Here is an 18,895-nt window from a genome sequence, read left to right on the forward strand (position 1 = left end):
TCACCGTGTAAGTAAAGGAGAATATTATGGCAGTCTCAGCAATACCAAAAGGGTTTCATTCAGTTACACCTTATTTAATTATGAATGACGCACAAAAAGCGATAGATTTTTATTGTGATGCATTTAGTGCAGAACACGTAATGCAAATGCCTTTACCTGATGGTGGAATAGCCCATGCAGAAATAATAATTGGTGATTCGCATATTATGCTTTCAGATATTGGTTCTGAAGAGTATTTAAAAAGTCCAAAAGAACTCGGTGGTACTGCGCTAAGCCTTATGCTTTATGTTGAAGATGTTGATACCGTATTTAAAAAAGCAATTGAGCTTGGTGCAACACTAATAAGACCCGTACATGACCAGTTTTATGGGGATAGGACCGGCACACTACAAGACCCATTTGGTCATATATGGATCATTGGTACACACAAAGAAGATGTTAGTGACGAAGAGTTAAATAATCGAATTGGGGATATAACAAATCAAGAGCAAGACGCATAATTAGCGCGTGTTTGCTCTTTGTGCCTTTTATCGCCTATTTATGGGGAATAACCCCACTAAATAGGATCTGCTTTGCCTAAAAACCAAATACACGGCTGTAAATAGTTAATACCCAAAATCTGTTATAGACCAGTATTCTCATTAAATTTATTACCAAACTAAAAGCCGCTGTATTGCTACAGCGGCTTTTTGTTTAGAGCGAATAAGCTTTAAATTTGTTGATCTATTAAGCTTCTTATTTCATTTAGCGTGGTTTCTTTTGTTATTTTACCATCTTCAAAAACAACTTCTAATAGGCCTTGTGCTTCTTCTTGCTCGGTTACGTCATCAAATAAAGTTAACTCGCCGTTTACGCGTTCAACCTTTAAAAGCCCTTTAGCTGACTTTTTCTTTGAATCAGTTTTTGGGTCTTTAAATATAGCAACACGCTTACCATTTTTTACTATGCTAGTTGCTTTTACTGCTGAGCCGTGAGTATCACGTGTAACATATTGATAGCTGTATGAACCCATACCTAAAACCACTTTTGATGCAAAACCCTTATCCATAAGTCTTTGTAAAATTTGGCGTTGGCGCGTTAAAGTAATTGCATCACCGTAAATAGCACCAATATGCTCATCAAGTAACTTGTAACCTTTAGGTGTTGTTGTACCACCAAATATGTCCCATAGACATTCAATAAGCCCTTTAACTTCGCATTCCATGAGTTCGATAGTGTTGTTGTCTTCAAACCCAAAATATTGACCGTTAAAGTAATACGCTTCATAGCCTTTATTAACAACTTCAGCTTCAGCTTCGTTTTGAGTTGTAAATAACTCACTGTAATCAGATACAGGCGAAACATTATATCCGGTTAACATTTTAACAGGATCCCCTGAGTCGGGGCGAATAACTAGCGTGCCATCACGTGCCATTATTTCGCTTTTTAACTGCGGTAAATAATCAGTTACTAGAGTCCAAAAATCCCACGTATCAGATACAACACTTAAAATTCCTTTAGGTGACTGCTCTTGCATTAAGTATTTAAAAAACTCAATTTCGCCTTCCAATATCCAAGAACACGTAACCGAGTGCTCTGTTGCATCTACTGAGCAACCAACAAGTTCGTTATCTACATTTGCACCGTAATATTTTTCAGCAAATAAAACCGCAGTAATAACATCGGTACCAACAAGTCCCGATGCTAAGTGACCAAAGCCACTCATTGCTGCAGCATGTTTACCAAACATGCCTCTAAAGCTAAAGTCATGACCTTGAAATGGTACAAAATCCATATCTAAGCCAGTTTTAATTGCAAATTCTTTAAATACTTTTAAATAAGCGACAGCCGTTGTAGTGCTTGTCTGAATTGGCCAGTTTTCACAGCTTAATACCGTTTCAATCATATTAGTGAGCCATTGAAAACCCGCTTTTGTATTCACTATAGTCACTGGCGGTACTAAGTAAGGAACCAATGTCCCCTCAGGCAATGCTTTTATTTTTAATGGTAAGTAACCTAAGTCATGTAAATCTTCTAAGTACTTTACATCAACAGTATAGCCAAGCATTGAGCTCATAATACGTTTATGGTTAGCAACAGCCGTCGCTTTATCTACTTTAAAAAACTCATCCCATTCTTCTTGAAGGTAACTTTTAATAAAGTATTGAAGACCAACAAACGCGACTTTATCGTTATTTTCTATGTTACTTAGTTTGCCACTACGAGAGGTGTAATTTGCATATACCTCTGTTACGTCAGGGTGATAAGCGCGGCTATGAAATTCTTTATAAACGTCTTTTTGCATACTTGCAGCTGTAATAGTCATGGTGTTTTCCTTACATCTCAATTATTTGTAAACTAATGTTGTTACTATTTTTAAACTCATTAGCCGGTTTAAACGAATCTGTTGTGTAAATTTTATCAATTAGACCTTCAAAAACATCAAGCCCTTTTGAAAAAATGCCATGAGTTATAAAAAGAGAAATTTCAACAGCGCCATTACTTTTTAGTACCTTGGCTAGTTCGATAAAGGTTCTGCCTCCGTCACAAATATCATCAGCAATAAGTACGCTTTTACCTTTAACATCGCCAATAATTTCTGTTTTTACTATTTCGCCTGTTTTTAAGTTTCTTACTTTTTGAGCTTGAATAACTTCAGGTACACCATTGAATTTTTCTGAAATTTTAATGGTTTTTTTACTCGCCCCAGCATCTGGAGAAATAAGAGTTAGTTCGCCTTTTGCTAAGCGTTGGCTTAGCTCTTCGCAGCGTGCAAGTAACGAAATTTGTTCAATATTGGTGACTCTATTAATTAAAGCAGGGGATACATCGCTATGCGCATCCCAAATAGTCACTTTTGAGAAGTTTAAGCTATTAATGAAATTTGCCATAACAGCTGCGCCTAACGCTTCTCCTTCAACACATACTCGGTCTTGGCGTGCATAAGGAAAATAAGGAATAACAAGTTCGATAGGCGCATTTTCATTTGTTAATCTTTTTAAGGCATCGACAGCAATCATTAATCTAACCATTTTTGATGAATTGGTTAGGCGTTCAAAAATCTCTATTTTTATAGAGTCTGAAAAATTAGCGGCGTTAAACCTGATATGCTCTTCACCACCTGAAAAAGTAAAATTTTCATAATCAACTAACGATTTACTTCCTGTTGAGTCATAGCTAAATACTTTCATTTTTTGCCCTTTAAATGTTTGTGTCCTAGCGACACAATTAAATTATCAAATGTTCCTATAGTAATCAAGTTATTTTTTAAACTAACTAGCTGAACTTATAAATTGTCTGTAATTTTACTGTAGGTTGAAATTGAGATGTGTTTAATTTATTGTGTCACTAAGACCTTAACTTAATATGAGCATGCTGTGATTAACCATTACGATATTACTGAATACAAAAACCCATTATTTACAGTCGACAGTGTGTTATTTACTGTTAAGAACGATGCTCTAAAAGTACTCATGGTTAAGCGTGCGAGTGAACCATTTGTAGGTCGATGGGGTTTGCCAGGTGGGTTTGTTGATGTAGATATTGACGATAGTGTAAGTATGACGGCGCTTAGAAAGCTTAAAGAAAAAACCAGTGTAGCGCCTCAATATTTAGAGCAGTTGCAAACATACTCTGGTATTAATCGCGATCCTAGAGGGTTTAGTGTAACTTTGGTGTACTTTGCATTAATTGCAGAGGCGCAAGTATCAACCCATATAGAAACGGTTGAGGATGCAAAGTGGATAGATATAGATGAAGTAAATAATTTACCTGTGGCTTTTGATCATAAGTATATTATTGAACAAGCTAAAGCGCGTTTAAAACAAAAAGCGTTGTACTCAATGGCGCCGGTTTATTGTTTGCCAGAGCATTTTACCGTAGGGCAATTTAAGTCCGTAATTGAAACCATTATAGGCAAGCCTGTTCAGCGTAAAAGTATTATAAGGCGCATTGAAGCTGCTGATATGTTTGAAACACTAGATGAAAAAGTTAAATCGGGCGGACGCTTAGCGCAGTTATACAAAGTAAAAGCAGGCGTTGATATTGTAAACTTTGAGCGTAATTTAAGTGTTTAATAAATTAAGTAAGCGCTCTTAAAGTAACTATAAGAGCGTTTATTTAAGGGGAGGTGCTATAAGGTAAATACTTTAGTTGTTAGAGTTATTTAGTTATTAGAATTATTCAGAGCTATCTGCAGTAATAAAGCCTTTTAGAAACTCACTTAATGTTTTAGCTTCGTAAATGGCACTTTGTTCATCCGCGCCAAATGATATTACTTGCCCAGCTGTGCCTTGGCTGTTTGGTGCAAAATCTAGCGCTATAAAATTACCACCTCCCAAATTAAAAAATGGCACCCAATACGGAGTAATGTACATAGGTACGGTTTTTATATTACTTTCATTATCGGTGTCGAATAACTCTTCTTGAGTCCATTCATTATAAATAGACTGCCAGTCGCGCCATTCTTTTAAAATACGTTGAACGCCCATAAATGCTGTATTTTCGACACCATTATGAAGTGTTAAAAACGATTTTAGTATAGCTGGGAATGCAAAGCCGGCTTCGTTTTCAAATTCAGCATAAATAGCATCGTTGTTTTTGGGCTCAATAACATTGAGGTTATTTTGTTTTACCAACGCTTTAAAATACTGTTCAATTAATTCAAAGTTATCAGATGCATTGAGCTGTATAAAAGGCGTTAAAAAGTCAGCTTTTTCTTTAGTTAACTTTTCAGCAATAAAGCTATTTGGAACTTGGCTACAAATAAACTCTCCCATACCTTTATGAGTGAGCTCTTTTTCGTTGTTAAAAAGTGAGCGACTTGAGCTGCTATTACTTGTAAACGTATATACTTTAGGTGTTGAGGCATCGTCATTAATTGAGCTAAACCACTGATTAAATAGAGGCGTTGCTTCTACTTCCATGGTTAAAATTTCTTTGTCCTGTAAAAAAGCAATACCATACGCTTTTTCAGACGTTGTATCTGGAGTAATAATGAGTAACTTTAACGTACTCTTTGCTGTTAGATTATATATTTCTTTAAAAATAGATTCGCTAAAAATATCCATAGCATCAAAGCCATCTAAACTTTCAAACTCAGGCAGTGTATTTATTTTTATTAAATCAAAGTGAAAATCACCCCACTTATTTTCTTTTAAATTTTCAGTGTAAGTTATTATGTTTCTCATTTTATAAAATCCATTTTAAAGGTTATATATTCACCGCTACATAATATATCTTTTATTATGAAACAGAGGTAGTGAAGCATAGTGATTAGAGGTAAAGGTATTTACCTGAAACGTCCGCATATTTTAACATTGTATTTAGGCTTTATTTAGTCCTGAGCTTCAAATAATTATGCATTCTTTCAAATGTTAATAATTGTCTAATTGTCTAATTGTCTAATTGTCTAATTGTCTAATTGTCTAATTGTCTAATTGTCTAATTGTTAAGCGGTTGATCACGCTAATGTCATAAAACGCTTGCCGCTAACTCTATTGTTTGTATAATGCTTGGCATAGAGACGAGGGCACATAAATAATCCTTAGCTCTAAAGTGGTTTTTCTTTATCTTCTTGTATTTAGAAGGTTAAAGAAAAATTATGCCAGCGTGATGAAATTGGTAGACATGGGGGATTCAAAATCCCCTTCCGAAAGGAGTGCCGGTTCGAGTCCGGCCGCTGGTACCACTTTTTATAACCCTAACCAAATTGGTTAGGGTTTTTTTATGCCTAAGATTAATGGTCATAGTTATATTTTTGGGTATCAAGCTACTAAATTTAGAAGTCGCCCAAGTGTTGGGTAGTAAATATGAAGCAAAGGAAGAGTAATGAAAAAAGTAATTGGTTTGTTGGTTGGTGCAATGGCTTTATCTGGTTGTACTCACCGTATTGGCGATTTTACAGTTGCCTCTACAAAAAATATGAATCATACAAACAGCAATCACAAAGTTGATTATGACACACGCGTGATTGGTAAGGATGTTAAACATACTGTTTTAATTTTTCCAACGGGAAGATCTAACATGAAAGAGGCCATGGATAATGCTATCGAGCAAACACCTTCGGCGGTGGGTCTTTCAAACGTTACCGTTAAAGTTGTTCAGTGGTATATCCCATTAATTTATGGACAGTCTTACTTTGAAGTTGAAGGCAATCCAATTTATGAAGTTGATAATACGAAAACTAAGTAGTATTTAGTTTTAAATAGCTGCCAACGGTAGCTATTTAACTATCAATTTCTAACATACATTTGATTAAGGTATGATAGTAATTAATAGACTACTCTGAAATAAATAATAATCATGACTCAATTAAGTGCCAAGCAGAACATTCAAGCGATTGTTAAAGCAATTAAGGCAGAAGAAGTATCACTTCGTCAGAAGCACCCATTATTTGCACACCAAAATACCTTAGGGTTAATTATTTTATTGCTATCGCTTAGCGCATTAATTGGTGTTGGTGTTTTATATTATTTAGCCATCATACCTGCTTGGGTATGTATAGTACTTGCGGCTATTGCTGCGTCTATTTCCCATGAGTTAGAGCACGACCTTATACATAAACAATACTTTAGTAACCAGCCGTTCATGTATAACTTTATGATGCTAACAGTATGGTTAATGCGGCCAAATACTATTAGCCCGTGGTACCGACGTAAAATGCATTTACATCATCACAAAACCTCAGGCACACAACAAGACCTTGAAGAACGCTTGGTGGGTAATGGTATTAAAAACCCATTTTTACGTGCGCTAGTTATTGTCGATGGGCTATTAGGGTTAGTTATTTCTACTAAACGTTTTAGAAAAGAAATTAATGGCTTTAGTTTTTCGAGTGTTTTTAATGCGGGGTTTCCGATAGCGACTGCGTATTTTGCTGTTTTATATAGCGTTATCGTATTTCATATCGTTGATTTATTTATACCACTTTCGCTAAATTCACCTAACTGGTTGTTAAGTACAATGAGTGTGTTTGAATTTTTAATGGTCGTACTTATTGTGCCTAATATTATTCGCTCAAGTTCACTTAATTTTGTTACCTCAAGCATGCATTACTATGGCGGCGTTAATAATATGCTTGAACAAACACACGTACTAACGAGTCGTTTATTTATGCCGTTTCACTTGTTTTGTTTTAACTTTGGTAAAACGCATACCATCCATCATTTTGTGCCAAATCAGCCGTTTTATTTACGCCAAATGCTAAGTGAAAAAATACTTAAAGTAATGGCGCAGCATAACGTGCGCTTTAACGATTTTGACAGCATTAAGAATGCGAACGCATTTAAATAATTATCCCCAACATGAGGGGAGGTTCTACATTGCTATTCTTATTTTATAGTTTGAATAGCAATTATGTACCAAGCCTATTACTCGTTAACTTCCTCTATCCACCACCGCGCTTATTAAAACTCACTTTACGTGCGTTGGTTGACTATTAAATGCCATTTTTAAATCAACAAAAGCAAAAGTGGTAGGTTTTATTAGCGCTAAATCTTCAAACTAAAAATAGATAAAACCAGTGAAAAGTGAAGTGGCCCTTCATAGTTGGGCATCTAGCTTAAATGGGATTGATTATTGTGGAGCCTTCAGTAATAGTAGTTATAGAGCGAACTAATTATGTTCTCAATAGTATATAAGGGCTCGTGCTCATCAATATTATAAAACCAATAAATATAATAAGGACAAACAGGATGAAAAAATCACTAATTTCAATAGCGCTGGGCTTTGCTGCCCTTAGTGCGCTTAATGCCAATGCAAACATTGATCAGCAAGTGAAAAAGGTAGAGCAACAGGTTATTGATTGGCGACGTGATTTTCATCAAAACCCTGAGCTTGGAAATCGCGAAACCCGCACAGCAGGTATTGTAGCTAAGCACTTAAAGTCGCTGGGTATGGAAGTACAAACGGGGGTTGCTTTTACTGGCGTTGTGGGGTTATTAAAAGGTGCAAAGCCAGGTCCAACAGTAATGCTACGTGCAGATATGGACGCGCTTCCAGTTACTGAAAAAGCCGATGTTGATTTTAAATCAACTAAAACCACTAATTACCGTGGTGTAGATGTAGGCATAATGCATGCTTGTGGGCACGACACGCACGTGGCTATGTTAATGGGCGCAGCCGAAGTATTAGCAAATATGAAAGATGAATTGCATGGCAACATCATGTTTGTGTTTCAACCTGCAGAAGAAGGCGCACCAGAGGGGGAAGAGGGTGGCGCTGAGTTAATGCTTAAAGAAGGCATATTTAAACAATACAAACCAGAGGCTGCTTTTGGGTTACACATAACATCTAGTTTGCACAGCGGTAAAATTGGTTATAGAAGTGGCCCTGCAATGGCCAGTGCAGACCGATTTGAAATAACAGTACATGGCAAGCAGGCACACGGCTCTGCACCGTGGACTGGGGTTGACCCCATTGCCGCAGCAGCGCAAATAGTAACAGGCGTTAACCATATTGTTAGTCGCCAAATCAACATTACCAAAGAGCCTGCTATTGTCTCGTTTGGTAAGATAGCGGGTGGGGTACGTAATAATATTATTCCTGAAGAAGTTGAAATGGTAGGCACAATTCGTAACTTTGATATGGATAATCGTGCACAAATATTTGAAAAAATAAAAACCACAGCCACGCACATTGCTAAATCGTCAGGTGCAACTGCAGAGGTACACATTCACGAAGGTTATCCGGTAACGATTAATAACCCTGAGCTTACTGCGCAAATGTTACCTAGCCTTAAAAAAGCAGCAGGTAATGGAAACGTAGTGGAAATGGGAAAAATAACCGGCGCAGAAGACTTTTCGTTTTACGCATTAGAAGTGCCGAGTGTATTTGTATTTTTAGGCGGCACACCAAGTGAGCAAGATTTAAATACAGTGGCTAGTAATCACTCACCTTATTTTTATGCCGACGAATCGTCGTTTAAAGTAGGCACTAAGGCGCTTAGCCTCTTAGCTGTTGATTATTTAAACGCACATTAATACCAACTCGCAATAATACATAATCAATTTGAGGGATTAAACCGCACGTTAACTTCGTTAAAAATATCTCATATAGAACAACTAAATAACGAAATTTTTGCCTTGTTATCGACACGGTTTTCTTACCTCAAAATAGACAATTTAATTAAGCGAATTGGTATAAAAATAGCTTAAACACACCACGTTACGCTATTAGCTTAACGTGGTATTGCTGTTTTATTTAAAACATCGGATCATGTTTGTAGCACTTGCTCAACTTTTAAAAAATCACTCTAAAAAATTAAAAATCTAACCGAATATAAAAATGAACCGGCGAGCAGTTTTTTATATTTTAAAAATAATGAATCGATATTGCCGGTCTTATATCTCGATTCAATCTTCATAAGCATTAAGGATTTAAATAATGGAAATTACTGGAAGCTGTTACTGTGGTGAAATTAAATACCAAGCAAAGTCTCAAAATAACAACGCACTTGTTTGCCATTGTAGCGATTGCCAACGTATGTCGAGCGGCCCATTTAGAGCCGTTATAATTGCAGAGCCAAACTCGGTTGTGTTTACCCAAGGTGAGCCAAAAGAGTTTGTTAAAACAGCCCAAAGTGGTAACAAGCGTGCGCAGGGCTTTTGTGGCACATGTGGTACAACACTTTATGCTACAAATGCAGAAAAAGAAGGTCGTGTTTATGGGTTGCGTATTGGTGCGGTTGATCAGCGCGATGAGTTTAAGCCGTCTGCACAAATTTGGTCACAATCAACGCTTACATGGTTAAATAATTTACACGAAGTTCCTGCTTTTGAAACCACACCACAAAAATAAGGTAAGCCAGATGATGAACTCACTGATGAAAACAGCCTTATTAGCAAGCGTACTACTTACTGGTTTTGCGCAGGCAAAACCCAGTAATGTCGACTTTTTAAATACAGGCAAAGCTAATCCTAACTTACCATTTTCGCAAATAGTAAAAGCCGGTAATACGCTTTATATGTCGGGGCAAATAGGGATTAACCCTGTAACAGGTAAGTTAGCGGCTGGTGGTTTTGAAGGTGAAACTAAACAAACACTTGAAAATATTAAACGCACTTTAGAGCAACATAACTACAGTATGAGCAATATAGTTAAATGCACCGTTATGCTTACCGACATAAACGACTTTAAAGCATTCAATGCCATTTACACTCAGTATTTTAGTGCGCCGTATCCTGCACGTAGTGCTTTTGCTGTAAAGGCGTTAGCGCTTGATTCTTTAGTAGAAGTTGAGTGTATAGGCTCACTTTAAATTAAAAGTTAAGTTTTCTGAAATTTTATTTGCTAAAAGGCTGTCTATTTTAGTAGTTACACAACAGAGGAAATATTATGTGTAGTTCACCTAAAAGCAGCCGAGCAGTTAAAAAAACAGCCATTAGTTTTAATGATGAGCTAACTCAGGAGCAACGCCTACGTTTTGCCGCAAAAGCTAATTTAGCACAAGAGCGCCGTGAACAGCGCGAAGCAACTAATAAACGATATGAGCAAAAACACACGAGTAACAAACCTTCGTCTGGCCTGTTTTCGTGGTTACAGCAACTCGTTAGCTGATTTAGCTAAAGTGGTGTTTTTACCGCTGCCTAAACCACATAAAGCACACAGTACTCCGGCAATAGCGCACAGCCATAATGGCGCACTCCAACTTCCCGTCGTTGTGTGTAATGCACCAGCTAGCATAGGCCCAACAGCGGCAAGTAAATAACCTACACTTTGCGACATACCAGAAAGCGAGGCCGCTTGCTGCGAATCGTCAGTTCGCAAACTAATAAACGACAGTCCCAATATAAAACATGCACCAGAGCAAAAGCCCAGCATTAAGGTCCACACTAAGGCAAAGTTTGGCATATAAAGTAGCCCCAATGCACTAAGTGCACTGAGCATGGCTAAAATAAAGCTAAGCGCGCTTTGATCTTTTAATTTTGCAAGTAGCGGAATTAATATTAAACCTGGTAATGCAGTCGCTATTTGAAAAGCCCCATGATAAGCACCCGCTTGCGTAGCACTTTGGCCGGTTTCGATTAATATGCTGGGTAACCACGTAATAATTATATAATTTAAAAACGAGTTTAAGCCCAGCAGTAGGGTAATTTGCCATGCTAGTAAATAACGCCATACACTTTTTGAAGTGTTAGCGTGCTGAGCAATTTTCGCGGGTTTAGTATGTTTACTTAATTGCGATATCCACACAATAATACTCGCCAGAGTGATAATGGCTGATGAGCCCAGCGCAAGTTGCCACCCTAATCCGTTTAACTGACTCAGCGGGAATACCAAAGCAGAAAACCCGCCCGATACAACACCCATAGTGAGCACATAAGCCGAAGTCATTAACGCGACCTTTGCAGGAAAGTCGCGCTTAATTAAACTCGGTAATAATACATTTGCTATAGCAATACCCACACCAATAATAGCGGTACCCACAAACAGCATGGCCGAGGTATTTATTACCCGTGCTGCAACTCCCGCAAGTATAAATAATAAAGCGACAAATAAGGTGCGCTCTAAACCTTGTTTTTTAGCAAGAGTTGCGGCCATTGGCGATATAACCGCAAAGGCAATGAGTGGCAGTGTTGTTAAAAAACCTGCTTGCGAAGCACTTAACCCAAAGTGATTAATAATTTGTTCAAGCACAGGTGCAATACCTGTAAATGTTGCACGTAAATTGGCGGCAATAAGCAATATGCCAAGTACTAGCAATATGCCAGCAAAGCGTGATTTAGGTGTGTTATTTAACAAAAGAGAAGGCCATTAAAGCTAATATTTAATGGGCGCTAGTATAAAGGCTTAGCAAAAACTATAATTTAGAGATAATGACATTAAATAACTAAAAACAGACAAAACTATGTTTGATGCAATTGGCTGGGACGACATTAAAAATTTTGAAACTATGGCGCAGCCCATAATAGCCAAAATAGAGCATGCCCATGCAAGTCACGAAATACCACTGCATACCCATCCTAAAGGGCAATTAATTTTAGCCCTGCATGGTTATGTAACCTGTGAAGTGTCGGCAAAAATGTGGATGGTGCCTACGCACAGTGCAATTTGGATCCCCGCACAAAAAGTGCATAGTAATAGGGCGTCTGATAACGCAAAGCTCTGTCATTTATTTGTTGATAGTAGTAAAAGTGGTATGCCGCTAAATACGTGTACATTAGCCATTACGCCACTGGTTAAAGAGCTAATGTGCGAGTTGGCTGGGCATAATCAGCACTATACTTTAAATAGTAAAACAGCACGTTTGGCGCAGGTGTTATTTGATCAACTTATCGACATGCCTGTACAGCCACTTGATTTTGTATTATCTAAAAACGAGGTAATTCAAACCATGAGCGATCAGCTTATAAACATGCCAAACAATCGAAAAACATTACCACAATGGGCTAAGCAGTTTGCATTAACTGAGCGCACATTAGCGCGGTTAATTAAAAAAGAAACCGGCATGACATTTGGAAAGTGGCGTACGCAATTGCATATAATTACAGGCTTAAAAGCGCTTTCAGATAAGCAAAGTGTGCAGCAGGTGTCGGAGTTATTAGGATATGAGTCGGTGAGTGCATTTATTACTATGTTTAAAAAGGTAATGAAAAAGTCGCCCATGAAATACATGAGCGACTTAAATCAGTTAAATTAGCTTAGTCCTTAAATAAGCATTACCACGTGTAAGTTGCCGAAAGCATCGCGTTACGAGGTTTGCCAGGAAAGTATCTGTCGCCGGTAAAACTAGTGTAGTCGGCGCGCTCTGCATAAGCTTCATTGGTTAAATTAATAATGCGAGCAAGTACTTCAAGATTATTGGTAACTTGCCACTGTGCGCGCAGGCTTAAAATATCCTGCCCTTGGTATTTATTTAAGTTTTCTGGGTCGGTGTAGTAGTTACCAACGCGATGCCACTGCAAAGCAAACTGTGCATTGTTTAGTGCCTGCCATGTTAAATCGAGATTAGCTATATTACGCGGCGCGGTATCTATGTCGTTGCCGTTTATATTTAGACCGTTAAGCACTTGGTTGTCAGTGTAAGTATGCTTTGCGTGCGTGCCTGCAAAGTTGAGTGAGAGTGTATTTGTAAGCTGGTAATCAAGCTCAAGCTCAATACCGCGATGGCGAGAGCTGCCATTATTTACCGTAAAAAAGTCACTATCACGGTAAATCGTATTGTGTTTACTCATAGCGTAAACCGACACACCATAACGTAGTTTTTCGTAAATTCCTTTAATACCCAGCTCTGCATTATTAGCTATTTCGGCGCTTAAATTTGTAGTCGTTTGCTCGCGTTGTAATTGGTATAACTCAGCGGCTTGTGGGGCGCGGTAACCGCGAGAAAAGTTCGCATAAAGCGTGTTATTTGTATTGTACTGATAACTCAACCCAAGCTTTGGCGATAAATTACTAAAACTATTTTTCCCACTCGCTGGGCGGCTGTATCGGCAGCCCCCAAACGCGCATTCTGTGCCATCGTCTTTTGTTCTACCTGCAAGCATATTATTGGTATAGTCGTACTGCATATGCTCGTAGCGCACACCAGCTGTTAGTAACCACTTATTTAATTGCCAATCTACAGATGCAAAAGGGGCATAAAGCGTAGCGTTTACATCGTAATCGTAATGTTTGCCTTGTGGCACTGTCGCGACTAAAAATGCAGAACCTTGCGTGGGCTCATTTTGGCTTTGAGTAAAATCGGCTTGCGTGTATTCGCCATCAAGCCCTAGGTTTATTTTTACATTACTTTGTAAATTATGTTGATAAAGCGATTGCACGCCAAAGCCTGTTTGACTGTTTGTTTCAAGCGGTGTGCCGGGTAAAAAGTGCTTAAAAAAGTCCATGCTTTGGTCGCGAAAATATAACGTAGTAGAGAGCACATCATCGTTATTTAATTGCCATGTTGCGTTGCTCCACGCTCTAAATGCGCGTGCTTTTCTAAATGCATCTGGGTCAAAGTTTTTTTGCGCGAGATCTTCATCTTTGTAACTTTCAAAACCTGTAATAAATCCAGCCGTTTGCTGATCGAGGTTAGTGTAAGTAAGTCCTGAGGTCAGTAATAAATTATTATTTGAATAGCGATGGCGAATATTAACTTTTTGTTGCTCTACGCTTTCGTCGTCGCGGTAACCGCTGTCGTCGGTAATACTTGCGTTAATGGCTATACCGCTGTTGCCGTAATCTTGTCCTGCACGTAATTTGTAGCGAGTATAGCCGTACGAGCCGTAATCTAAACCAACTAAGCCACCGCCTTGCGTGGTATCGGGCGTTATTACATTAATAACACCATGCACAGCATTTGAGCCATAAAGTGCAGAGCCAGGGCCTTTGAGTACTTCTATGCGCTGCGCCATTTCGCTGTGTGCTTCAAATAGCTCGTTTATATTACAAAACCCAGCGGCTCTGAGTGGTATGCCATCTTCTAGAGTCAATATGCCACCACAAGCGCCTGCGCCCGAAAGCACTTGTGAGCGAAGCGCGGGTAAATACTCTTGGCCATTTCCGCGTTGAATATTAGCACCCGCTACACGTTGCAGGGCTTCTTCAATATGCGTAGGCGCTATGCTATTTAGCTGCGCTTCACTTAGTGTACTTATTGATAAAGGCAGTGGGGTAGATAGCGCTTCAATACGTGATGCCGTCGTTGTTATGGTTTCTATTGCATCGTTATTTTGATTGTTGGCAAACGCAGTGTGGCTGAAGGGTAATAACAGCGGCAAAAAATAAGGTTTCATACATTCCTTGAAAGTAATCTATATTGCATTGCCTCTATAATATGCGGTTTTAATGTGCTTTTAAACTCGTTGCGTTAAAGCGTACGTAACCTATAAACCCGATACGTAATTGATAAAACAAAACAAGCCACAGCAGGAAACACCAAAGCCAGCACTAAGTAATGCTCAAATAAAACAAAACCGGCTACACCGCCTAATAAAAAGCCTGCAATAATAAGTAAAAACATAACGCCTTTACGCATATCAAATTGCTCACCTTTAAGTGCTTTACCTATCATTAAACCAAGGTCAGTAAAAATACCCGTTAAATGTGTGGTACGAACGACCGCACCACTGTAATTAGTGACTAACGCATTTTGTAACCCACAAGCAGCAGAGGCAAGCGTAATTGCATAAACATAAGATTGATTAAGTAGGTAGGCACTTGCTAACAGTAAAGCGCCTTCAATAAATAAGAGCGTGTCGTAATGGCGGCCAAGTTTTAATGAACGCCCAGCAAGTAAAAAGCCAGAAAGTGCCGAGCCCAACATAAAGCTAATGAGTATGCTAAATAACAGCAAAGCGGCTGAGGTATTGCTCATTAGCTTAATACCCAACAAAGTAACAGAGCCTGATAAGTGCGAAATGGCTTGATGCTCAAAACCTAATAAGCCTACAGCGTTAACTATGCCCGCTATAAATGCCAGTGTAAACGCGCCATATTCAACCCACTTTGGTAGTTTTGTAAACATTGGTTATCTCTTAATGTGTGCAGAATTAATTATTGAGCTTGTGCTTTAAAACGCTTTATTTGTTCATCAACTAATTTTGTATCAATTACGCCACGCTTAAAAGCAATGTAAGTAGGAAATGTAAACTCATTTAATTGCCGAGCATAAATGTTTTTATATTCCTTTGAGTACCACAAACCCGCTTGATAGTTAGTTATTGCGTATTCAACGCGTTTTTTTTCAAGTAGCTCAAAAGTGTCTTTAGTTGAAAGTGAACGAAGCAGATTATTCTCATCAAGGCTGTACTTTTTAGCGATAATTTTGGGAAGAATAACACCGCGTAACATAGCTATAGCTGCTTTTGATAAATCATCAATAAGCAGATTATCTTCATTTAACGTGAATAAACCAAACTTAGTGGTATGCAAAGGCTCGCTAGTAAAGTCTAAATATTCTGTACGCTCTTTATAGTTGGCCAATGAGAAATAGCAGTCGTAATAGCCCAGCTCCATCTCTTTTTTAACACGCGCCCAAGGTAAATGAACAACGTCAATTTTGAGGTTTAAGTTTTTTTCAATAAACTTAATGTAATCAATATCTAAACCTGTAAATGTATCGGCTTTTTCATCGTAAATAGTAAAAGGAGGGTAGTGCGTTGTAACGCAGCGCAGAGTTTTACTTGGCGCTGCAAGTAATAACGAGGGAAAAGTTAAGGCTAAAAACAGAAATATTGCGCGCATAAATATAAATTCGATACCATTTAAATACATAATCTGAACGCTAATTATACAGTTACTGAGCTTAAATTGCATTGATCTAAGTATTTTTACCTAGCGTATAAGTTAAATTTTGTGAGATATACCATGTTTAACTCAGAGCAGCAGTCACGCATTATCGAAATGGCGTGGGAAGATAGAACCCCCTACGAGGCAATAGAGCAGCTATACGGATTAAAGTATCCGCAGCTGGTGGTTTTTATGCGCGACAATATTTCAAAAGGCAGTTTTAAAGTTTGGCGTAAGCGCCATGCAGGGCGTAAAACAAAGCATTTAAAATTACGTGATCCCGCTATTATGCGAAGCCATTGTAAAACTCAATATAAACAACGTTAAATAGGTGTTAGTTGTTTCATACGATGTTCATCCGTATTTGTTAACCTTTAGCTATTAATTATGCTAGAGATTATTTATGAGAGCACCTATATACACAGCACTAATAGCATTAACTTTATGTTCAATCAGTGCAGACGCAAAACCACATAAAGATAAGCATGGTCATAAACACGGCCACAAAAATCATCATTCGCATAAGCATAACGACAATGGCTACCTTTCTAAAAAAGAGGCAAAGCAACTAATTCGCGCAGGTTGGACGCCACCAGGGCTAAGTAAAAGCTATCACCGAGGCGACTTTTTAGAACGCGATTTATACAAAAGAGGTAGAGTGATTGAACGCTCTAGAGATAATGGTACAGTGAGTATAGAAATAGACCGTACAGTTATCCATATGGTGCACGATACTCGAGAAATACTTTCAATTTTAAGTCGCTAAATTAACTTTATAAGGATATTAAAATGCTCATTGCGCTGGCTATAATTATTGGCTTTTTTTTACTGGTTACCTTATTACCTATGTCGTACAGCCAGCATTACTTAGTGCGTAGCTGCGACTTTGTGCGCTTACAGGTATTTTATATTGCCAGTTTTGTAGCCGTTACTTCGTTGTTTTTATTATGGCAAAGTAGCGCAATAGGTTATGTATTTATAGCCTTAACCTCATTACTTATAATGGTTTTACAAGGTAAATGGATTTACCCGTATACATGGCTTGCTAAAAAAGAAGTGCAAAGCGCACCAAAGCACATAGATCATAGCGTAAGGATTATGTCGGCAAATGTACTCATGTCGAACCACAAAAGTGAGCAGTTAATTAGCCTTGTAGATGAGCACCAACCCGACTTACTTATCACGCTTGAAAGTGACAGCTGGTGGGAAAATAAATTATCAGTCATTAAAAAAAATTACCCGTATTACATAGAATGCCCTAAAGATAATCGTTACGGCATGCACTTATACAGCAAGTTTAAAATACTCGATGCACAAATATGTGAGCTCATAGAAGAAGATATTCCCTCAATTCATATTCTGTTTGAAAACGATGAAGGCCTGCAAATGCAAGGGCACTTTATTCACCCAGCACCGCCAAGCCCGACCGAAGAAGACTCATCGCGTCCGCGCGACTCAGAGCTAATAATGGTGGCTAAAGCACTTAAAAACCCAACACGACCTACCATCGTTGCCGGTGATTTAAACGACGTAGCATGGTCGCGTAGCACCCGTTTGTTTATGCAGATAAGTGGCTTTTTAGACCCTCGAAAAGGCCGTGGTTTTTATAACACCTTTCATGCAAGTTACTTTTTTATGCGTTGGCCGCTCGATCACTTATTTCACAGCGAAGGTTTTAAAGTAAAACGTATTAAGCGCTTAGCTAAGTATGGCTCTGATCACTTTGCGCTACTGACTGAGCTTTCTTTTGAGAATGCTAATCAGGAGTCGCTAGAAGATAAACCTGAAGAACTAAAGCAAGAAGAAATTCAAGAGCTCGCAATGAGTAAGGCTGATAAGCGAAAAGTGCCGAGGTTTGAAAAGGAGTGAGAGACGCTAGTTGTCAGCTTCTAGTTATTAGTTGAATACATTTAACTTGAACTGTCAGGTTTGATTAATCAGATTTGATCAAATTAGATAGTCTCATCAGTGCCAATGTAGGTCGGATAAGCGAAGCGCCATCCGACACAGTAAAATACCTTATCAATATTTTATGGTTTCGAGTGGCAGGAGATTGTACGAGCAGACATTGATGAATCGTGATATGAGGAGTCAAGATTAGAACCCTTTGGCCTGATGATGTGAGAGTTAGCTGTGCTTCAATATCGAGTATATTTGTACTCTTTTTTTGTTTTGCGCCAGATATATGTTCCTCCAATTAAAAATAGAGCAACAATAAAAGGTGTCAACTTGTTGTCTGACTTCCAAGCTTGTTCAGATTCTTCATAAGAACGAACAAGCAGTCCATTCACTTTTAACTCAAAAAAATTATGATATATCTTCGAAGAGTAGATTGGCGAATGCGTATCAGAAGCCTCAAATAAAATAGTAACAAGCTGATCTTTTGATTTCAAAAGAGACTCTTCAACAATGCCTTGCCCATTTGATTTTGACGGGTAATTAAAATTCATTGGATCATTAACAAACCCGAAGCGTATTCCATAATCATGTGCTTGAACCCAATCAACAAGACCACTTTTTTCTACAAGGTCACTTTTAAAGGGAAAGCCACTATTAACCTGATTTAGATTTACAAACCCGATGACTAGGCCTAATGCGATGGAAATAACTGATAAAGATAAATTTTTATAATATGTTAATTTTGTCATTTATTAACTCAAATAAGCTCCTTGTTAGTTCGAGCGATCAAAATCAGTTTCAG

20 protein-coding genes and 1 tRNA gene are annotated in these 18,895 nt (G+C 38.2%); 13 read left to right on the forward strand and 8 right to left on the reverse strand.

Going from position 1 to position 18,895, the window contains the following annotated elements; translation table 11 throughout:
- The first annotated feature begins 26 nt into the window (after nucleotides 1-26).
- Nucleotides 27-500: a VOC family protein gene (locus I6E80_RS01785; RefSeq protein ID WP_024598852.1), complete on the forward strand. Its 474-nt coding sequence runs from the start codon at nucleotides 27-29 to the stop codon at nucleotides 498-500.
- Between the two features lie 209 nt (nucleotides 501-709).
- Here the strand turns inward: I6E80_RS01785 and I6E80_RS01790 are convergent, their stop codons facing one another.
- Both I6E80_RS01790 and prs read right to left on the reverse strand, forming a co-directional pair.
- Nucleotides 710-2,305, reverse strand: coding sequence for a nicotinate phosphoribosyltransferase (locus tag I6E80_RS01790; protein WP_197101215.1), 1,596 nt, complete (start codon nucleotides 2,303-2,305; stop codon nucleotides 710-712).
- 10 nt (nucleotides 2,306-2,315) lie between these two features.
- Entirely contained in the window at nucleotides 2,316-3,170 is an 855-nt protein-coding gene (gene prs / locus I6E80_RS01795; protein ID WP_197101214.1) for a ribose-phosphate diphosphokinase, read from the reverse strand.
- A gap of 186 nt (nucleotides 3,171-3,356) precedes the next feature.
- Between prs and I6E80_RS01800 the strand changes: the two genes are divergently transcribed.
- Nucleotides 3,357-4,055, forward strand: coding sequence for an NUDIX domain-containing protein (locus I6E80_RS01800; protein WP_197101211.1), 699 nt, complete (start codon nucleotides 3,357-3,359; stop codon nucleotides 4,053-4,055).
- 102 nt (nucleotides 4,056-4,157) lie between these two features.
- Here I6E80_RS01800 and I6E80_RS01805 read toward each other — a convergent pair whose 3' ends face one another.
- Nucleotides 4,158-5,168 (reverse strand): SMI1/KNR4 family protein, encoded by a 1,011-nt coding sequence (locus tag I6E80_RS01805; protein WP_197184635.1) that lies wholly within the window; start codon nucleotides 5,166-5,168, stop codon nucleotides 4,158-4,160.
- 415 nt (nucleotides 5,169-5,583) lie between these two features.
- On the opposite strand from I6E80_RS01805, the gene I6E80_RS01810 reads away from it, so the two are divergent.
- From I6E80_RS01810 to I6E80_RS01840, 7 genes are all read left to right on the forward strand, one after another.
- Nucleotides 5,584-5,668 (forward strand) — tRNA-Leu (locus tag I6E80_RS01810).
- Between the two features lie 140 nt (nucleotides 5,669-5,808).
- Complete coding sequence (locus tag I6E80_RS01815) at nucleotides 5,809-6,171, forward strand: hypothetical protein (protein WP_197101207.1); 363 nt, start codon at nucleotides 5,809-5,811, stop codon at nucleotides 6,169-6,171.
- A gap of 111 nt (nucleotides 6,172-6,282) precedes the next feature.
- Nucleotides 6,283-7,272: a fatty acid desaturase gene (locus tag I6E80_RS01820; protein ID WP_197184636.1), complete on the forward strand. Its 990-nt coding sequence runs from the start codon at nucleotides 6,283-6,285 to the stop codon at nucleotides 7,270-7,272.
- Between the two features lie 401 nt (nucleotides 7,273-7,673).
- The gene (locus I6E80_RS01825) at nucleotides 7,674-8,960 is read left to right on the forward strand and encodes an amidohydrolase (RefSeq protein WP_165721101.1); all 1,287 of its coding nucleotides are present in this window, start codon (nucleotides 7,674-7,676) and stop codon (nucleotides 8,958-8,960) included.
- 403 nt (nucleotides 8,961-9,363) lie between these two features.
- Nucleotides 9,364-9,777: a GFA family protein gene (locus I6E80_RS01830; RefSeq protein WP_024598859.1), complete on the forward strand. Its 414-nt coding sequence runs from the start codon at nucleotides 9,364-9,366 to the stop codon at nucleotides 9,775-9,777.
- Between the two features lie 10 nt (nucleotides 9,778-9,787).
- Complete coding sequence (locus I6E80_RS01835; RefSeq protein WP_231616676.1) at nucleotides 9,788-10,237, forward strand: RidA family protein; 450 nt, start codon at nucleotides 9,788-9,790, stop codon at nucleotides 10,235-10,237.
- A 77-nt stretch (nucleotides 10,238-10,314) separates the two neighbouring features.
- On the forward strand, nucleotides 10,315-10,536 hold the full coding sequence (locus tag I6E80_RS01840; protein ID WP_076923652.1) for a hypothetical protein: 222 nt from the start codon (nucleotides 10,315-10,317) through the stop codon (nucleotides 10,534-10,536).
- On the opposite strand, the gene I6E80_RS01845 is transcribed toward I6E80_RS01840, so the two are convergent.
- On the reverse strand, nucleotides 10,516-11,721 hold the full coding sequence (locus tag I6E80_RS01845; RefSeq protein ID WP_197184637.1) for an MFS transporter: 1,206 nt from the start codon (nucleotides 11,719-11,721) through the stop codon (nucleotides 10,516-10,518). The genes I6E80_RS01840 and I6E80_RS01845 overlap by 21 nt on opposite strands.
- Nucleotides 11,722-11,827: 106 nt before the next feature.
- Between I6E80_RS01845 and I6E80_RS01850 the strand changes: the two genes are divergently transcribed.
- Nucleotides 11,828-12,619, forward strand: coding sequence for a helix-turn-helix domain-containing protein (locus I6E80_RS01850; RefSeq protein WP_197184638.1), 792 nt, complete (start codon nucleotides 11,828-11,830; stop codon nucleotides 12,617-12,619).
- A 19-nt stretch (nucleotides 12,620-12,638) separates the two neighbouring features.
- Here the strand turns inward: I6E80_RS01850 and I6E80_RS01855 are convergent, their stop codons facing one another.
- From I6E80_RS01855 to I6E80_RS01865, 3 genes are all read right to left on the reverse strand, one after another.
- A complete protein-coding gene (locus I6E80_RS01855; protein ID WP_197184639.1) occupies nucleotides 12,639-14,699 on the reverse strand; it encodes a TonB-dependent receptor in 2,061 nt (686 codons plus the stop codon).
- 74 nt (nucleotides 14,700-14,773) lie between these two features.
- Nucleotides 14,774-15,430 (reverse strand): YoaK family protein, encoded by a 657-nt coding sequence (locus I6E80_RS01860; protein ID WP_076923648.1) that lies wholly within the window; start codon nucleotides 15,428-15,430, stop codon nucleotides 14,774-14,776.
- 29 nt (nucleotides 15,431-15,459) lie between these two features.
- Entirely contained in the window at nucleotides 15,460-16,149 is a 690-nt protein-coding gene (locus tag I6E80_RS01865; protein ID WP_076923778.1) for an ABC transporter substrate-binding protein, read from the reverse strand.
- 123 nt (nucleotides 16,150-16,272) lie between these two features.
- On the opposite strand from I6E80_RS01865, the gene I6E80_RS01870 reads away from it, so the two are divergent.
- The 3 genes from I6E80_RS01870 (at nucleotide 16,273) to I6E80_RS01880 (ending at nucleotide 18,063) form a co-directional block, all read left to right on the forward strand.
- Nucleotides 16,273-16,521, forward strand: coding sequence for a TIGR03643 family protein (locus tag I6E80_RS01870; RefSeq protein WP_024598867.1), 249 nt, complete (start codon nucleotides 16,273-16,275; stop codon nucleotides 16,519-16,521).
- 76 nt (nucleotides 16,522-16,597) lie between these two features.
- Entirely contained in the window at nucleotides 16,598-16,960 is a 363-nt protein-coding gene (locus I6E80_RS01875) for a hypothetical protein (RefSeq protein ID WP_197184640.1), read from the forward strand.
- Between the two features lie 23 nt (nucleotides 16,961-16,983).
- Entirely contained in the window at nucleotides 16,984-18,063 is a 1,080-nt protein-coding gene (locus I6E80_RS01880) for an endonuclease/exonuclease/phosphatase family protein (protein WP_197184641.1), read from the forward strand.
- Between the two features lie 269 nt (nucleotides 18,064-18,332).
- Here the strand turns inward: I6E80_RS01880 and I6E80_RS01885 are convergent, their stop codons facing one another.
- Nucleotides 18,333-18,842, reverse strand: coding sequence for a hypothetical protein (locus I6E80_RS01885; protein ID WP_197184642.1), 510 nt, complete (start codon nucleotides 18,840-18,842; stop codon nucleotides 18,333-18,335).
- Between the last annotated feature and the right edge of the window lie 53 nt (nucleotides 18,843-18,895).

Origin of the sequence: Pseudoalteromonas sp. NSLLW218 (assembly GCF_015864775.1) — a bacterium.
Taxonomy (GTDB): domain Bacteria; phylum Pseudomonadota; class Gammaproteobacteria; order Enterobacterales; family Alteromonadaceae; genus Pseudoalteromonas.

Excerpts from the sequence above, each read along its gene's own strand:
- I6E80_RS01785 (WP_024598852.1), top strand. The coding sequence starts at position 27 with ATGGCAGTCTCAGCAATACCAAAAGGGTTTCATTCAGTTACACCTTAT.
- I6E80_RS01790 (WP_197101215.1), bottom strand. The coding sequence starts at position 2,305 with ATGACTATTACAGCTGCAAGTATGCAAAAAGACGTTTATAAAGAATTT.
- prs (WP_197101214.1), bottom strand. The coding sequence starts at position 3,170 with ATGAAAGTATTTAGCTATGACTCAACAGGAAGTAAATCGTTAGTTGAT.
- I6E80_RS01805 (WP_197184635.1), bottom strand. The coding sequence starts at position 5,168 with ATGAGAAACATAATAACTTACACTGAAAATTTAAAAGAAAATAAGTGG.
- I6E80_RS01815 (WP_197101207.1), top strand. The coding sequence starts at position 5,809 with ATGAAAAAAGTAATTGGTTTGTTGGTTGGTGCAATGGCTTTATCTGGT.
- I6E80_RS01820 (WP_197184636.1), top strand. The coding sequence starts at position 6,283 with ATGACTCAATTAAGTGCCAAGCAGAACATTCAAGCGATTGTTAAAGCA.
- I6E80_RS01825 (WP_165721101.1), top strand. The coding sequence starts at position 7,674 with ATGAAAAAATCACTAATTTCAATAGCGCTGGGCTTTGCTGCCCTTAGT.
- I6E80_RS01830 (WP_024598859.1), top strand. The coding sequence starts at position 9,364 with ATGGAAATTACTGGAAGCTGTTACTGTGGTGAAATTAAATACCAAGCA.
- I6E80_RS01835 (WP_231616676.1), top strand. The coding sequence starts at position 9,788 with ATGATGAACTCACTGATGAAAACAGCCTTATTAGCAAGCGTACTACTT.
- I6E80_RS01840 (WP_076923652.1), top strand. The coding sequence starts at position 10,315 with ATGTGTAGTTCACCTAAAAGCAGCCGAGCAGTTAAAAAAACAGCCATT.
- I6E80_RS01850 (WP_197184638.1), top strand. The coding sequence starts at position 11,828 with ATGTTTGATGCAATTGGCTGGGACGACATTAAAAATTTTGAAACTATG.
- I6E80_RS01855 (WP_197184639.1), bottom strand. The coding sequence starts at position 14,699 with ATGAAACCTTATTTTTTGCCGCTGTTATTACCCTTCAGCCACACTGCG.
- I6E80_RS01860 (WP_076923648.1), bottom strand. The coding sequence starts at position 15,430 with ATGTTTACAAAACTACCAAAGTGGGTTGAATATGGCGCGTTTACACTG.
- I6E80_RS01865 (WP_076923778.1), bottom strand. The coding sequence starts at position 16,149 with ATGCGCGCAATATTTCTGTTTTTAGCCTTAACTTTTCCCTCGTTATTA.
- I6E80_RS01870 (WP_024598867.1), top strand. The coding sequence starts at position 16,273 with ATGTTTAACTCAGAGCAGCAGTCACGCATTATCGAAATGGCGTGGGAA.
- I6E80_RS01875 (WP_197184640.1), top strand. The coding sequence starts at position 16,598 with ATGAGAGCACCTATATACACAGCACTAATAGCATTAACTTTATGTTCA.
- I6E80_RS01880 (WP_197184641.1), top strand. The coding sequence starts at position 16,984 with ATGCTCATTGCGCTGGCTATAATTATTGGCTTTTTTTTACTGGTTACC.
- I6E80_RS01885 (WP_197184642.1), bottom strand. The coding sequence starts at position 18,842 with ATGACAAAATTAACATATTATAAAAATTTATCTTTATCAGTTATTTCC.